Here is a 14,220-nt window from a genome sequence, read left to right as displayed (position 1 = left end):
AGGCTGGGCGTAGCCATAATGAGAGCTTGCCCATGCGTTTGTTGCTGATCGCCCTGTTGTTTTCCTCCCTTGCCCACGCCGCGCCCCAGAAAACTGCAGCCTTTGCAGCGGTATTTGAGCTGGCCGGTATCCGTTTGCTCTGCGAACAGGCTGCGCCGCTGGTGCAGCGCGGTCTGCCGGATAAACAGCACGCGCAGTTGGCCAAGGTGTTTGCCGCTGATGGGCTGTGCTTGGACCTGGCCAAGCGCCTGGCCGATAAGCTCGAACAAGCCCAGTTGCAACAGGCTAAGAACCTACTCGAAAGCCCACTGGCGCAGGGTTTTACCGCCGCCGAGCGTTCTGTCGGGGAGGGCGGTGCAGAAGGCCTGGCGGCCTATCGCAAACAACTGGGCGAGCGTCCGCCGCGCGAGGAACGCATGGCTCTGGTACGGCGTCTGGATGCTGCCGCACACACCACCGCCCTGGCCACCCTGTTGCGCTATGAAGCCGGTAAGACCCAGGCGTTTCTGGCCTTGCAAGGCCGTGGCGAAAGTATCGACGAAAAAGCCCTGAGCACTCAGACCAAGACTCAGCAAGACGCGCTGCGCGCCTCCAGTGCCGAAGCTGTGGGGTCTTTTATGCTCTACGCCTACCGGCAGATGCCCAGCGAGCAACTGGCTGAATATGCGGCGTTATATGAGCAGCCCGCCGTAGCGCAGTTGCTTGATAGCAGCGCGCAGATATTGCCTGAGCTGTTCGCCGCACGACGTGCGCAGCTGAAAAAGTAGTCCTCGACTGAAACGGAAAAGGGGCCCGTAGGCCCCTTTGTGTTTTCTGCCGCTTTAGTGCGCGGGATGAAATTGCGCCGCCAGTTCGCGCAGCGCGACTTCGGCGGCCAGCACCTTGCTCACCGCGTCTTCGGCTTTTTCACGGCTGATCCCCAAATTATCGAACAGACTTTGCGGGATCTCGCTCTGCGGGCCGGCGCCGATGCCGCGGTTGCGCAGCAGGCTGACCGACAGGCACACCAGGTTTGGATAGGCCGCATGTGCGCCGGTGTACTCCGGGTCGTGCTGGAAGCGCAGGGCACTGACCAGCTCTTCCGGCATGTCCCAGTAGCGCATCAGCCAGGCGCCGATTTGCTCGCGGCTGATACCCAGCAGATGTTGCTCGATATAGCTGTGCGACAGGTGCGGGTTGACCTCCAGGTGGCGACAGATCAGCGAAAAATGTGGCGGGAACACATGCGCCAAGACCAGGTAGCCGAAATTATGCAGCAGGCCGGCGAGGTAGCTCAGGCCTGCTTCCGGGCGTTGCGCGCGAGGGATGGCGCGGGTTAGGCCTTCGATTACGGCAGCGCTATAAATCGCCTGTTGCCAGTAGGGCGTAGCGTGTTGTGGCTGGTCTTTGGGCAGGCTGAGGGTTTTACCCAGGGCCAGGCCCAGGGCCAGGTTGATCACCAGGTCAAAGCCCAGCACGCGGACGATGGCGTCTTCCACCGAACGGATTTTGCCGGGTGCGGCGTAGTAGGGCGAGGCTGCCCAGCTGACCACCTGAGCGGCCAGTGCCGGGTCGGTTTCGACCACGCCGGTGATGTCATCGACGGTGGCGTCCGGGTCGACGCGCAGCTTGATGATCTTCTGCGCGGTTTCCGGCAACGGTGGAATCTCGATGGTTTCTTCCAGCCGTTGCTGGATCCGCCGGGCGGTAAACGCCTGGACCGCCTGGGTGATTTCCGCACGGTCGTCGTCCGGGCGGTCGAGGTTCAGGTGAATATTACTCAGCGGCTCGCCGAAGCGTGCGGCGCTGGCCTTGCTCAGCAGGCTCTTGAACGTGTCGCTGGCGAGTTCGAGAAGAACCCCGGGCTGGCCTGAGGCGATATACAGGCTGGGGACGTCTAGCAGGCGCTCGTCATACAGGCACGGCGAGCTGGTCAGCGGCGGCAGGCCGGGTAGCGTTTTCAGGTTGTGCTTGCCGAGCATGCGCTCCAGGCGATCCGGTTTAACCGCCACCAGCTGGCGCCCGGTGAGTTCGGTCAGACGGTTGAGATCGAGCAGCTGATTTTGTGGATAGAGCACCAGCAGCGCACCCACGGCATCGTCGAGCAGCACCGCCTGCAAGCGTTGCGCGCTCGGTAGGCTCGGCTGGTCGTGGCAGATGCGGTACGGCAGGCCAAGCTTATCCAGCAATTGCAGAATCACCGCAGGCGGGTGCGGAGCAGTTTCGGGGGCAAGGGCAAGTTCAGTCATGGCGGTTTCCGGCAGAGGCGGCATTAAGGCGAGTATAAACAGCCGACTGGCGAAAATGCGGCACAGGTAGCAGTTGTCTTGTGCGCTGGGTCACACTTGCCCGTATTGTTGGCCGTGCCGTAGCCAGCGCTCAAGTAGCGGGCTGACATGCTGCGGCCAGTGTTCCAGCAGTGCTTGTGCGGCGTCGCGCACGGCGGGCAGCAGGTCGGCATCGCGCATCAGGTCTGCCACCTTGAACTGCAGCAGGCCGGTTTGGCGGGTGCCGAGCATCTCGCCGGGGCCGCGTAACTCCAGGTCTTTTTCGGCGATGACGAAGCCATCGCAGGTCTCGCGCATGATCGCTAGGCGCTGGCGACCCAATTGTGACAACGGTGCGTGATAGAGCAGCAAGCAATGGCTGGCGGCGCTGCCACGGCCGACCCGCCCACGCAGTTGGTGCAGCTGCGCCAGGCCCAGACGCTCAGGGTTTTCGATGATCATCAGACTGGCATTCGGTACGTCGACGCCCACCTCGATCACCGTGGTGGCGACCAGCAGCTGCAGCTGCCCCTGTTTGAACTGGTCCATCACTGCGGCTTTTTCCGCCGGTTTCATCCGCCCGTGGATCAGCCCGACATTCAGCCCGCCGAGCGCGGCGGTCAGATCTGCGAAGGTGGTTTCGGCGGCTTGGCAGGTCAGTTCTTCGGATTCCTCGATCAGCGTACACACCCAGTAAGCCTGGCGGCCTTCATTACAGGCCAGGCGCACGCGTTCGACCACTTCCAGGCGGCGGCTGTCGGCGATCACCAGGGTATTGACCGGGGTCCGGCCGGGCGGCAGTTCGTCGAGGATTGAAGTGTCGAGGTCGGCGTAGGCGCTCATCGCCAGGGTTCGCGGGATGGGCGTGGCGGTCATGATCAGCTGGTGCGGGCACATGCGCCCGCCGATACCTTTTTGGCGCAGGGCCAGGCGCTGCTGCACGCCGAAGCGGTGCTGTTCATCAATGATCACCAGGGCGAGCTTTTGGAACTGCACTTCATCCTGAAACAGCGCGTGGGTGCCGACCACCATAGGCGCGCCGCCAGCGATCTGCTCCAAAGCGCTGGCGCGGGCCTTGCCCTTGAGTTTGCCGGCCAGCCAAGCAACCTCCAGGCCCAGCGGCGCCAGCCATTTGCTGAAGTTGATAAAGTGCTGCTCGGCAAGAATCTCGGTAGGCGCCATCAGTGCCACCTGATAACCCGCTTCCAGCGCTTGCAGGGCGGCGAAGGCGGCGACCACAGTTTTGCCGGCACCTACATCGCCCTGCACCAGGCGCAGCATGGGCTCGTTCTGGCTGAGGTCGTAGGCGATTTCCGCGCCGACTCGCTGTTGCGCACCGGTGGGCGTGAAGCCCAGGTTGGCCAGGTATTGCTGCGGCAGGTTTTGCGCCAGGGGCAGTGCCGGTGCCTGCTGTGCACGCACGCTTTCGCGCAGGCGTTGCAGTGACAGTTGATGGGTCAGTAATTCCTCGAAGGCCAGGCGGTGTTGCGCCCAGTGACGGCCTTCGGCGAGTTCTTCCAAGTCGGCATCCGGTGGGGGGCGATGCAGGTAGCGAATGGCCTGGTCCAGTGGGCTGAGCTGGTAATCGTCAGCCAGTTCGCGCGGCAGCCAATCCGGCAGGCTGTGTGGGCCGAGGCGCGCCAGGGCCTGTTCGCTGAGCTGGCGCAGGCGCTGCTGGGTCAGGCCTTCGGTGGTCGGGTAGATCGGTGTCAGGGTCTGCTCGACGGCAATCGGCTCGCTGCCGGATAGCGCGCGGTATTCCGGGTGGTAAATCTCCAGCCCGGAGGAGCCGGGTCGTACTTCGCCGTAGCAACGCACCTGGGTGCCGCGCTTGAGGCCTTCTTTCTGCGCCTGGCTGAAATGGTAGAAGCGCAAGGAGAGGGTGCCGCTGCCGTCCTGCAGGCGCACCAGCAGACTGCGGCGGCGACCCATGACCACATCTGCGCCAGCAACTATGCCTTCAACCACCGCGTCCTGACCGGGGCGCAGGGCGCCAATCGGCACAATACGGGTACGGTCCTGGTAGCGCAGCGGCAGGTGGAACAGCACATCCTGCAGGGTTTCCAGGCCGACCTTGGCGAGCTTTTCGGCCAGGGCCGCACCCACGCCTTTCAGCGCTGTGACAGAAACCGCCGCCAGCTCGGTCATGGCCTGCCTTAGCTGCTCTTGGGCAGTGGTTTGGCCACCGAACAGAGGCGGATCGAGTCGGTCAGCACTTCGATGGCATTCGGGCGTGGGAAGCTGGCGCGCCAGGCGATGGCTACGGTGCGGAATGGTGCGGGCGGGCTGAGCGGGCGCACTTCAATCACGCCGGGAGCGTAATGGTGGCTGTCGACTGCGGAGAACGGCAGGATCGATACGCCAAGGCCCGAGGCGACCATATGGCGGATGGTTTCCAGTGAGCTGGATTCCACCGTGGTGTGCTTGGCGCTGTCTTCGCCACCCTTGCGCAGGGTCGGGCAGGCTTCCAGCACCTGATCGCGGAAGCAGTGGCCTTCGCCGAGCAGCAACAGGCTCTTGTCATTCAGTAGCTTGCTGTCGATTGTCTTCAGCTCAGCCCAGGGGTGGCCGGCCGGCAGTAGGGCGTAGAACGGCTCGTCATACAGTGGCTTGGTCAGCACATCGGCTTCGTGGAAGGGCAGGGCGATGATGATCGCGTCCAGCTCACCATTGCGCAGCTTGTCGCGCAGCACGTGGGTGAAGTTTTCCTCGATATACAGCGGCATCTCGGGTGCGACGCGGTGCAGTTGTGGAATCAGATGCGGGAACAGGTAAGGGCCGACGGTGTAGATCGCGCCGATTTTCAGCGGCGCAGCCATCTGGTTTTTACCGGCTTGGGCCAGCTCACGGATGCCCTGAGCCTGCTCCAGCACTTTCTGCGCCTGGGTGACGATGCCTTCCCCGACTGGCGTCAGGCGCACTGCGCTCTTGCTGCGCTCGAAGATCAGCACACCCAGTTCATCTTCGAGTTTCTTCACCCCGACCGACAGTGTCGGCTGGCTGACATGGCAACGTTCGGCCGCGCGGCCGAAGTGCTGCTCTTGAGCGAGGGTGACTATGTAGCGCAGTTCGGTGAGGGTCATAGTCTTTATCCATTGAGATGCAGCCAAGCATAGCGGCTGTCTTCAATGGAACCAACTGTTGATCCGGTTCCATGGCTGTGGCTGAGGGGTTAGAATGGTTTGGGTAATTGTCTACAAGTTAATGTCGCTTTGTAGACAAAAAATAATTAGTTACTAATGTGTTGTGCGCATAGAATTGCGGCCATACTTTGTCGGCGCCCCCAGTTGGGTTTTGCACGCGCCTCAATAAAACCATACAAGCCGTCCCTTTACCCAAGGAGTACCGGCATGCCTGATGCGGTAACGACCATGTCCCATAACTGGGCTTTTGCTGTGTTTTTGCTCGGAGTATTCGGGCTTATCGCCTTTATGCTCGGCCTGTCCAGCCTGCTGGGAAGTAAAGCCTGGGGGCGCAGCAAGAACGAACCTTTTGAGTCCGGTATGTTGCCCGTAGGCAGCGCGCGCCTGCGCCTGTCAGCTAAATTTTATCTGGTCGCGATGCTCTTCGTGATCTTCGATGTTGAAGCCCTCTTTCTCTTTGCTTGGGCCGTCTCGGTGCGCGAAAGCGGCTGGGCTGGGCTAATCGAAGCTACAGTCTTTATAGCAATTCTGTTGGCAGGTCTTGTCTACCTTTGGCGGATCGGGGCGCTCGATTGGGCACCTCAGGGACGTCGCGAGCGGCAGGCGAAGCTAAAACAATGAGGCTTTGGCAATGCAATACAAACTTACTCGGATCGATCCGGATGCGCCCAATGAGCGCTATCCGGTCGGCGAGCGGGAGACTGTTTCCGACCCGCTGCTAGACGATCAAGTCCACAAGAACATCTACATGGGCAAGCTCTCGGATGTTCTTAATGGCGCAGTGAACTGGGGGCGCAAGAACTCCCTATGGCCCTATAACTTTGGCCTGTCCTGCTGCTATGTGGAAATGACCACCGCCTTTACCGCGCCGCATGACGTTGCGCGTTTTGGTGCGGAAGTGATTCGAGCCTCCCCGCGCCAGGCAGACTTTATGGTCATTGCCGGCACCTGCTTTATCAAGATGGCGCCGGTCATCCAGCGTCTGTATGAACAGATGCTGGAACCCAAGTGGGTGATCTCCATGGGTTCGTGCGCCAACTCTGGCGGCATGTACGACATCTACTCGGTGGTCCAGGGTGTCGACAAGTTTCTGCCGGTCGACGTCTATATCCCCGGCTGCCCACCGCGTCCTGAGGCATTTCTGCAAGGCTTGATGCTGTTGCAGGAATCCATTGGCCAGGAGCGCCGGCCGTTGTCCTGGGTGGTTGGCGATCAAGGTGTTTACCGTGCCGACATGCCTTCGCAGAAAGAGCAGCGTCGCGCCGAGCGCATCGCCGTAACCAATCTGCGCAGCCCCGACGAAGTGTAAGCCTGGGCTCGCTTGAGCCCGCCTACTGACGCCGTTGACCGATAGCGACCGAGACCATGACTGCAGACAGCATTCTGTCCATACCGCCGTACAAGCCTGATGACCAAGATGTGGTCGTCGAACTGAATTCCCGTTTTGGCGCTGACGCCTTTACCGCGCAAAGCACTCGTACCGGCATGCCGGTATTGTGGGTGGCCCGCGAGCGGCTGGTCGAAATCCTGACCTTCCTGCGCCACCTGCCACGCCCTTACGTCATGCTGTATGACCTGCATGGCGTCGATGAGCGCCTGCGCACCCAGCGCCGTGGCTTGCCCGGTGCGGATTTCACCGTGTTCTACCACCTGATGTCGCTGGAGCGGAACAGCGACATCATGCTCAAGGTGGCGCTCAGTGAGCGTGACCTGAATATGCCCAGCGTCACCAGCATCTGGCCCAACGCCAACTGGTATGAGCGCGAAGTCTGGGACCTCTACGGCATCCATTTCACCGGTCACCCGCACCTGACCCGGATCATGATGCCGCCGACTTGGGAAGGTCACCCGCTGCGCAAGGATTACCCGGCGCGCGCAACCGAGTTCGACCCGTTTAGCCTGACCCTGGCCAAACAGCAGCACGAAGAAGAAGCGGCGCGCTTCAAGCCGGAAGACTGGGGCATGAAACGCGGCGGCGAGCACGAGGACTACATGTTCCTCAACCTTGGCCCGAATCACCCATCGGCCCACGGTGCGTTCCGCATCATTTTGCAGCTCGATGGTGAAGAGATCGTCGATTGCGTACCGGAGATCGGCTACCACCACCGTGGCGCCGAGAAGATGGCCGAACGGCAGAGCTGGCACAGCTTTATTCCCTACACCGACCGCATCGATTACCTCGGTGGGGTGATGAACAACCTGCCGTACGTATTGGCCGTGGAAAAGCTCGCGGGCATCACCGTGCCGCAGCGAGTCGACGTGATTCGCATCATGATGGCCGAGTTCTTCCGCATCACCAGCCACCTGCTGTTCCTCGGTACTTATATTCAAGACGTCGGTGCGATGACGCCGGTGTTTTTCACCTTCACCGACCGCCAGCGCGCTTATAAGGTGATCGAGGCCATTACCGGCTTCCGTCTGCACCCGGCGTGGTATCGCATCGGCGGCGTCGCTCACGACCTGCCGCGCGGCTGGGATCGTCTGGTCAAGGAATTCGTCGACTGGCTGCCCAAGCGCCTCGACGAGTACGAGAAAGCCGCGCTGAAGAACAGCATTCTCAAGGCGCGGACCATCGGTGTGGCGCAGTACAACACCAAAGAAGCGCTGGAGTGGGGCACCACCGGTGCCGGATTGCGTGCCACCGGCTGTGATTTTGACCTGCGCAAAGCGCGGCCGTATTCCGGTTACGAAAACTTCGAGTTCGAAGTGCCGCTGGCGGTCAATGGCGATGCCTATGACCGTTGCATGGTGCGAGTGGAGGAGATGCGTCAGAGCATCAAAATCATCGACCAGTGCCTGCGCAACATGCCGGCTGGCCCATACAAGGCGGATCATCCGCTGACCACGCCGCCGCCGAAAGAGCGCACGCTGCAGCACATTGAAACCCTGATCACCCACTTCCTGCAGGTTTCCTGGGGCCCGGTGATGCCGGCCAACGAGAGCTTCCAGATGATCGAGGCGACCAAGGGCATCAACAGTTATTACCTGACCAGCGACGGTAGCACCATGAGCTACCGCACGCGCATTCGTACGCCAAGCTTCCCGCACCTGCAGCAGATCCCTTCGGTGATTCGCGGCAGCATGGTGGCTGACCTGATCGCGTATCTGGGCAGTATCGACTTCGTTATGGCTGACGTGGACCGCTGATATGACCCAGACAACCAACAGCAGCACACTTATTCAGACTGACCGTTTTGCCCTGAGCGAAACCGAGCGCTCGGCCATCGAGCATGAAATGCATCACTACGAAGACCCGCGCGCGGCGTCGATCGAAGCGTTGAAAATTGTGCAGAAAGCCCGTGGTTGGGTGCCGGACGGCGCGGCGGATGCTATCGGCGAGATCCTCGGCATCCCGGCCAGCGACGTCGAAGGTGTGGCCACCTTCTATAGTCAGATCTTCCGCCAGCCGGTGGGGCGGCACATCATCCGCGTGTGCGACAGCATGACCTGCTATATCGGCGGCCATGAGTCGATTGTCGAGAGCATTCAGCAACAACTGGGTATTGGCCTCGGCCAAACCAGTGCAGACGGCCGCTTTACCCTGCTGCCAGTCTGCTGCCTAGGCAACTGCGACAAGGCGCCAGCGGTGATGATCGACGATGACACCTTTGGCAATCTGCAGGCCGACGGCGTCGCCAAACTGCTGGAGGCTTACGCATGACTACGCTGACGTCCATGGGGCCGGCTAACACCATCGCCCGCAGTGAAGAAACTCACCCGCTGACCTGGCGCCTGCGTGACGACGGCCAGCCGGTGTGGCTGGAGGAGTACCAGCAGAAGAACGGCTACGCCGCTGCGCGCAAAGCGCTGAGCGAAATGGCCCAGGCCGATATCGTGCAAACGGTGAAAGACGCCGGCCTCAAGGGTCGCGGTGGTGCGGGCTTCCCCACTGGGGTGAAGTGGGGCCTGATGCCCGCCGACGAGTCGATGAACATCCGCTACCTGCTGTGCAACGCGGATGAAATGGAGCCCAACACCTGGAAAGACCGCATGCTGATGGAGCAGCTGCCACACCTGCTGGTAGAAGGCATGCTGATTTCTGCGCGCGCGCTCAAGGCCTATCGCGGCTATATCTTCCTGCGCGGCGAGTACGTCGATGCGGCGGCGAATCTGAATCGCGCTATCGAGGAAGCCAAGGCCGCCGGCCTGCTGGGCAAGAACATCCTCGGCAGCGGTTTCGATTTCGAGCTGTTCGTCCACACCGGCGCCGGCCGTTATATCTGCGGTGAAGAAACTGCGCTGATCAACTCCCTTGAAGGCCGCCGCGCCAACCCGCGTGCCAAGCCGCCGTTCCCGGCCGCCGTCGGCGTATGGGGCAAGCCGACCTGCGTAAACAACGTCGAGACCCTGTGCAACGTGCCGGCCATCGTTGGCAATGGTGTGGATTGGTACAAGAGCCTGGCCCGCCCGGAAAGTGAAGACCACGGCACGAAGCTGATGGGCTTCTCCGGCAAGGTGAAGAACCCCGGCCTGTGGGAGCTGCCCTTTGGCATCAGCGCCCGGGAGCTCTTCGAAGACTATGCCGGCGGCATGCGCGATGGCTACACCCTCAAGTGCTGGCAACCCGGCGGTGCCGGCACCGGCTTTCTGCTGCCCGAGCACCTCGATGCGCTGATGTATGCCGGCGGTATCGGCAAGGTCGGTACGCGCATGGGCACCGGCCTGGCATTGGCGGTGGACGACAGCGTCAGCATGGTTTCGCTGCTGCGCAATATGGAAGAGTTCTTTTCGCGTGAATCCTGCGGCTGGTGCACCCCGTGCCGTGACGGCCTGCCGTGGAGCGTGAAGATTCTGCGTGCCCTGGAGCGCAAGCAAGGCACGCAGCAGGACATCGACACGCTGCTCGGTCTGGTCAACTTCCTTGGCCCCGGCAAAACCTTCTGCGCCCATGCACCGGGTGCGGTTGAGCCGCTGGGCAGCGCGATCAAGTATTTCCGTTCGGAGTTCGAGGCTGGCGTGGCCAGCTCGGCGGCTCCGGCAACGACGGGGCAATTCGTCCCCGCGTAAAAATTGGCGCTCTGGCGGCCACTGACCTGGCCCCGCAGCACACCGTGATTCCATTAGCCAAGCCCGCTTCGGTGGGCAAAGAAGAAACCTGAACCATGGCCACTATCCACGTAGACGGCAAAGATTTCGAAGTCGATGGGGCGGACAACCTGCTGCAGGCCTGCCTGTCCCTCGGTCTCGATATCCCTTACTTCTGCTGGCACCCGGCGCTCGGTAGCGTCGGCGCCTGCCGCCAGTGCGCGGTCAAGCAGTACACCGATGAAAACGATACGCGCGGGCGCATCGTCATGTCGTGCATGACGCCGGCCACCGACAACACCTGGATCAGCATCGACGATGAAGAATCCAAGGCGTTCCGCGCCAGCGTCGTCGAGTGGCTGATGACCAACCACCCGCACGACTGCCCGGTGTGTGAAGAAGGCGGCCATTGCCACCTGCAAGACATGACGGTGATGACCGGCCACAACCAGCGCCGTTATCGCTTTACCAAACGCACCCACCAGAACCAGCAGCTCGGGCCGTTTATTTCTCACGAGATGAACCGCTGCATCGCCTGCTACCGCTGTGTGCGTTATTACAAAGACTACGCCGGCGGCACTGACCTCGGTGTCTATGGCGCGCACGACAACGTGTACTTCGGCCGGGTCGAAGACGGCGTGCTGGAAAGCGAGTTCTCCGGCAACCTGGTCGAGGTCTGCCCGACTGGCGTGTTCACCGACAAAACCCACTCCGAGCGCTACAACCGCAAGTGGGACATGCAGTTCTCCCCGAGCATCTGCCACGGCTGCGCCAGCGGCTGCAACATCAGCCCCGGCGAGCGCTATGGCGAGCTACGGCGCATCGAGAACCGCTTCAACGGTGATGTGAACCAGTATTTCCTCTGTGACCGTGGCCGTTTCGGTTACGGCTATGTCAACCGCGCTGACCGTCCGCGTCAGCCGCTGCTGATCAGCGCCGATGGCAATCAGCAACTGGGCCTTGATGCGGCCCTAGACAAGGCCGCCGAGCTGCTCAAGGGCAAACGGCTGATCGGCATCGGTTCGCCGCGCGCCAGCCTGGAAAGCAACTTCGCCCTGCGTGAGCTGGTTGGTGAGGCCAACTACTTCAGCGGTATCGCCGCTGACGAGCTGGAGCATATTCAGCTGATCCGCGACATCCTGCAGAACGGCCCACTGCCCGTGCCGACCCTGCGTGAAGTGGAACAGCACGACGCGGTGTTTATTCTCGGCGAAGACCTAACCCAGACTGCTGCACGCCTGGCCCTGGCCCTGCGCCAGACGGTCAAAGGTAAAGCCACCGAGATCGCCGCCGGGGCGAAGATTCAAGAGTGGCATATGGCGGCGGTGCAAAACGTCGCGCAGGACGCGCTGAATCCGCTGTTTATCGCCAGCGTTACGACGACTCGCCTGGATGATATTGCCGAAGCGTGCGTGCATGCAGCGCCTGCCGATCTGGCGCGTATTGGTTTCGCTGTGGCCCATGCCATCGATCCGAGCGCCCCGGCTGTTAACGGTCTGGATGCAGACGTGGTCGAGTTGGTGGAGCTGATTGCCGAGGCCTTGCTCGAGGCCAAGCGTCCGCTGATCGTCTCTGGAGCCTCGCTGGGCAGCCGGGAAATCATCGAAGCCGCGGCCAATATCGCCAGCGCGCTGAAAAATCGCGAGAAGAACGCTTCCATCAGTTTGGTCGTGCCGGAAGCCAACAGCATGGGCTTGGCCCTGCTGCTAGGCGAAACCTTCGCCGGTAAGTCCGTCGATGACGCGCTGCAGGCGCTGACGACTGGTCAGGCTGACGCCGTGATCGTGCTGGAAAACGACCTCTATCGCCGCGCCGATAGCGCCAAGGTGGATGCCGCACTGGCCGCCGCCAAACTGGTAATTGTGGCGGATCACCAGATGACCGCCACCAGCGCCAAAGCCCATTTGCTGTTGCCTGCGGCCAGCTTTGCCGAAGGCGATGGCACCTTGGTCAGCTTCGAAGGCCGCGCCCAGCGCTTCTTCCAGGTGTTTGAGCCGAGCTACTACGACGGCAGTATCCTGATCCGCGAAGGCTGGCGCTGGCTGCATGCGCTGCACAGCACCCTGCAGGGCAAGCCGCTCGACTGGACCCAACTGGATGCGGTGACCGCTGCCGTTGCTGCCAGCAACAGCTTGCTGGCCCGCATCGGCGAAGCCGCGCCCAACGCCACCTTCCGCATCAAGGGCCTCAAGCTGGCCCGTGAGCCGCACCGTTACAGCGGTCGCACCGCCATGCGCGCCAATATCAGCGTGCACGAGCCGCGTCAGCCGCAGGACCAGGATTCGGCGTTTGCCTTCTCCATGGAAGGCTATTCCGGCAGCAAGGAAGACCGTCAGCAGATTCCATTCGCCTGGTCGCCGGGCTGGAACTCGCCGCAAGCCTGGAACAAGTTTCAGGACGAAGTCGGCGGCCACCTGCGTGCCGGCGACCCTGGAGTGCGCCTGCTCGCAGGCAACGGCGTTGCGCTGCCCTGGTTCAACATACCGCCAGCCTTTAACCCGGCTCCTGGCACGCTGCAGGCTGTAGCGTTGCATCATCTGTTTGGCAGCGAGGAAACCTCGGCTGGGGCTGCGCCGCTGCAGGAGCGCATTCCCGCCCCTTACGCATTGCTGGCCAAGGCCGAAGCGGATCGCTTGGGCGTAAATGACGGTGCGTTGCTTAGCCTGACAGTCGCTGGGCAGACTCTGCGCCTGCCGCTGCAGATCACCGAAGAGCTGGCCATCGGTGTGGTCGGCCTGCCAGTCGGTTTGGTGGGCATGCCGGCGCTGATCGCAGGTAGCGTGGTCACCCGCATTGAGGAGGCCGCGCAATGAGTTGGCTGACCCCCGAAGTGCTGGACGTGCTGATCGCCGTACTCAAGGCCATCGTGATTCTGCTGGTGGTGGTGGTCTGCGGCGCGCTGCTGAGCTTTGTCGAGCGGCGTTTGCTCGGTTGGTGGCAGGACCGCTACGGCCCGAATCGCGTCGGCCCGTTCGGCATGTTTCAGATCGCGGCTGACATGATCAAGATGTTCTTCAAGGAGGACTGGACGCCGCCGTTCGCCGACAAGTTCATCTTTATCCTGGCGCCGATGATCGCCTTCGCCGCCATGTTGATGGCCTTTGCGATCATCCCGATCACCCCGAACTGGGGCGTGGCTGACCTGAACATCGGCATCCTGTTCTTCTTCGCCATGGCTGGGCTGTCGGTGTATGCCGTGTTGTTCGCCGGCTGGGCGAGTAACAACAAGTTTGCCCTGCTCGGTGCGCTGCGCGCCTCGGCGCAGACGGTGTCCTACGAGGTGTTTCTGGCGCTGGCGCTGATGGGCATCGTCGCCCAGGTTGGCTCGTTCAACATGCGCGATATCGTCGATTACCAGGCGGAAAACCTCTGGTTCATCATTCCGCAGTTCTTCGGCTTCTGTACCTTCTTTATTGCTGGCGTGGCTGTGACTCACCGTCACCCCTTCGACCAGCCGGAAGCCGAGCAGGAGCTGGCGGACGGTTACCACATCGAATACGCCGGGATGAAATGGGGCATGTTCTTCGTCGGTGAATATGTCGCCATCGTCACCGTATCGGCGTTGCTGGTAACGCTGTTCTTCGGCGGCTGGCACGGCCCGTTCGGCATCCTGCCGCAGATCCCGTTCTTCTGGTTCGCTCTGAAAACCTGCTTCTTCATCATGATCTTCATCCTGCTGCGCGCCTCGATTCCACGGCCACGGTATGACCAAGTCATGGCCTTCAGCTGGAAGTTCTGCCTACCGCTGACCCTGATCAACCTGCTGGTGACCGGCGCAGTTGTGCTGGCTACGGCCCAGTAAGGAG

General features: G+C 61.8%; 11 protein-coding genes. 8 read left to right on the top strand and 3 right to left on the bottom strand.

Annotated features, from left to right (window positions below; all coding sequences use genetic code 11):
• Positions 1–32 precede the first annotated feature (32 nt).
• A complete protein-coding gene (locus ACEPAJ_RS20895) occupies positions 33–767 on the top strand; it encodes a hypothetical protein (RefSeq protein WP_425917626.1) in 735 nt (244 codons plus the stop codon).
• Between the two features lie 54 nt (positions 768–821).
• On the opposite strand, the gene ACEPAJ_RS20890 is transcribed toward ACEPAJ_RS20895, so the two are convergent.
• From ACEPAJ_RS20890 to ACEPAJ_RS20880, 3 genes are all read right to left on the bottom strand, one after another.
• Positions 822–2,228 (bottom strand): HDOD domain-containing protein, encoded by a 1,407-nt coding sequence (locus ACEPAJ_RS20890; protein ID WP_425917624.1) that lies wholly within the window; start codon positions 2,226–2,228, stop codon positions 822–824.
• A gap of 90 nt (positions 2,229–2,318) precedes the next feature.
• Positions 2,319–4,394, bottom strand: a complete 2,076-nt coding sequence (recG, locus tag ACEPAJ_RS20885; protein ID WP_425917622.1) for an ATP-dependent DNA helicase RecG — start codon at positions 4,392–4,394, stop codon at positions 2,319–2,321.
• Between the two features lie 8 nt (positions 4,395–4,402).
• A complete protein-coding gene (locus ACEPAJ_RS20880) occupies positions 4,403–5,329 on the bottom strand; it encodes a LysR substrate-binding domain-containing protein (protein WP_425917620.1) in 927 nt (308 codons plus the stop codon).
• A gap of 267 nt (positions 5,330–5,596) precedes the next feature.
• On the opposite strand from ACEPAJ_RS20880, the gene ACEPAJ_RS20875 reads away from it, so the two are divergent.
• The 7 genes from ACEPAJ_RS20875 to nuoH all read left to right on the top strand — a co-directional run bounded on the left by ACEPAJ_RS20875 (position 5,597) and on the right by nuoH (position 14,216).
• Entirely contained in the window at positions 5,597–6,010 is a 414-nt protein-coding gene (locus tag ACEPAJ_RS20875) for an NADH-quinone oxidoreductase subunit A (protein WP_090379694.1), read from the top strand.
• A 10-nt stretch (positions 6,011–6,020) separates the two neighbouring features.
• The gene (locus ACEPAJ_RS20870) at positions 6,021–6,698 is read left to right on the top strand and encodes a NuoB/complex I 20 kDa subunit family protein (protein WP_274087011.1); all 678 of its coding nucleotides are present in this window, start codon (positions 6,021–6,023) and stop codon (positions 6,696–6,698) included.
• Between the two features lie 56 nt (positions 6,699–6,754).
• Positions 6,755–8,536 carry an NADH-quinone oxidoreductase subunit C/D gene (gene nuoC, locus ACEPAJ_RS20865; RefSeq protein WP_425917617.1) on the top strand — a complete coding sequence of 594 codons (1,782 nt, stop codon included), beginning with the start codon at positions 6,755–6,757 and terminating at the stop codon, positions 8,534–8,536.
• A gap of 1 nt (position 8,537) precedes the next feature.
• On the top strand, positions 8,538–9,050 hold the full coding sequence (gene nuoE / locus ACEPAJ_RS20860; protein WP_425917615.1) for an NADH-quinone oxidoreductase subunit NuoE: 513 nt from the start codon (positions 8,538–8,540) through the stop codon (positions 9,048–9,050).
• A complete protein-coding gene (gene nuoF, locus ACEPAJ_RS20855) occupies positions 9,047–10,396 on the top strand; it encodes an NADH-quinone oxidoreductase subunit NuoF (protein WP_425917613.1) in 1,350 nt (449 codons plus the stop codon). Before nuoE ends, nuoF begins: the two co-directional genes overlap by 4 nt.
• Before the next feature lie 95 nt (positions 10,397–10,491).
• Complete coding sequence (gene nuoG / locus ACEPAJ_RS20850) at positions 10,492–13,227, top strand: NADH-quinone oxidoreductase subunit NuoG (RefSeq protein ID WP_425917611.1); 2,736 nt, start codon at positions 10,492–10,494, stop codon at positions 13,225–13,227.
• Positions 13,224–14,216, top strand: a complete 993-nt coding sequence (nuoH, locus tag ACEPAJ_RS20845; protein WP_425917609.1) for an NADH-quinone oxidoreductase subunit NuoH — start codon at positions 13,224–13,226, stop codon at positions 14,214–14,216. The genes nuoG and nuoH overlap by 4 nt, the downstream gene beginning before the upstream one ends.
• Positions 14,217–14,220: the final 4 nt, after the last annotated feature.

Source organism: Pseudomonas sp. GWSMS-1, assembly GCF_049847425.1.
Lineage (GTDB): Bacteria > Pseudomonadota > Gammaproteobacteria > Pseudomonadales > Pseudomonadaceae > Aquipseudomonas.
This window is presented reverse-complemented; position numbering and strand designations above follow the sequence as displayed.

What these genes read in the sequence shown, in the direction of transcription:
- ACEPAJ_RS20880 (WP_425917620.1), bottom strand. Translation starts at nt 5,329, where the DNA reads ATGACCCTCACCGAACTGCGCTACATAGTCACCCTCGCTCAAGAGCAG.
- nuoE (WP_425917615.1), top strand. Translation starts at nt 8,538, where the DNA reads ATGACCCAGACAACCAACAGCAGCACACTTATTCAGACTGACCGTTTT.
- ACEPAJ_RS20895 (WP_425917626.1), top strand. Translation starts at nt 33, where the DNA reads ATGCGTTTGTTGCTGATCGCCCTGTTGTTTTCCTCCCTTGCCCACGCC.
- recG (WP_425917622.1), bottom strand. Translation starts at nt 4,394, where the DNA reads ATGACCGAGCTGGCGGCGGTTTCTGTCACAGCGCTGAAAGGCGTGGGT.
- nuoF (WP_425917613.1), top strand. Translation starts at nt 9,047, where the DNA reads ATGACTACGCTGACGTCCATGGGGCCGGCTAACACCATCGCCCGCAGT.
- nuoG (WP_425917611.1), top strand. Translation starts at nt 10,492, where the DNA reads ATGGCCACTATCCACGTAGACGGCAAAGATTTCGAAGTCGATGGGGCG.
- ACEPAJ_RS20870 (WP_274087011.1), top strand. Translation starts at nt 6,021, where the DNA reads ATGCAATACAAACTTACTCGGATCGATCCGGATGCGCCCAATGAGCGC.
- nuoH (WP_425917609.1), top strand. Translation starts at nt 13,224, where the DNA reads ATGAGTTGGCTGACCCCCGAAGTGCTGGACGTGCTGATCGCCGTACTC.
- ACEPAJ_RS20875 (WP_090379694.1), top strand. Translation starts at nt 5,597, where the DNA reads ATGCCTGATGCGGTAACGACCATGTCCCATAACTGGGCTTTTGCTGTG.
- nuoC (WP_425917617.1), top strand. Translation starts at nt 6,755, where the DNA reads ATGACTGCAGACAGCATTCTGTCCATACCGCCGTACAAGCCTGATGAC.
- ACEPAJ_RS20890 (WP_425917624.1), bottom strand. Translation starts at nt 2,228, where the DNA reads ATGACTGAACTTGCCCTTGCCCCCGAAACTGCTCCGCACCCGCCTGCG.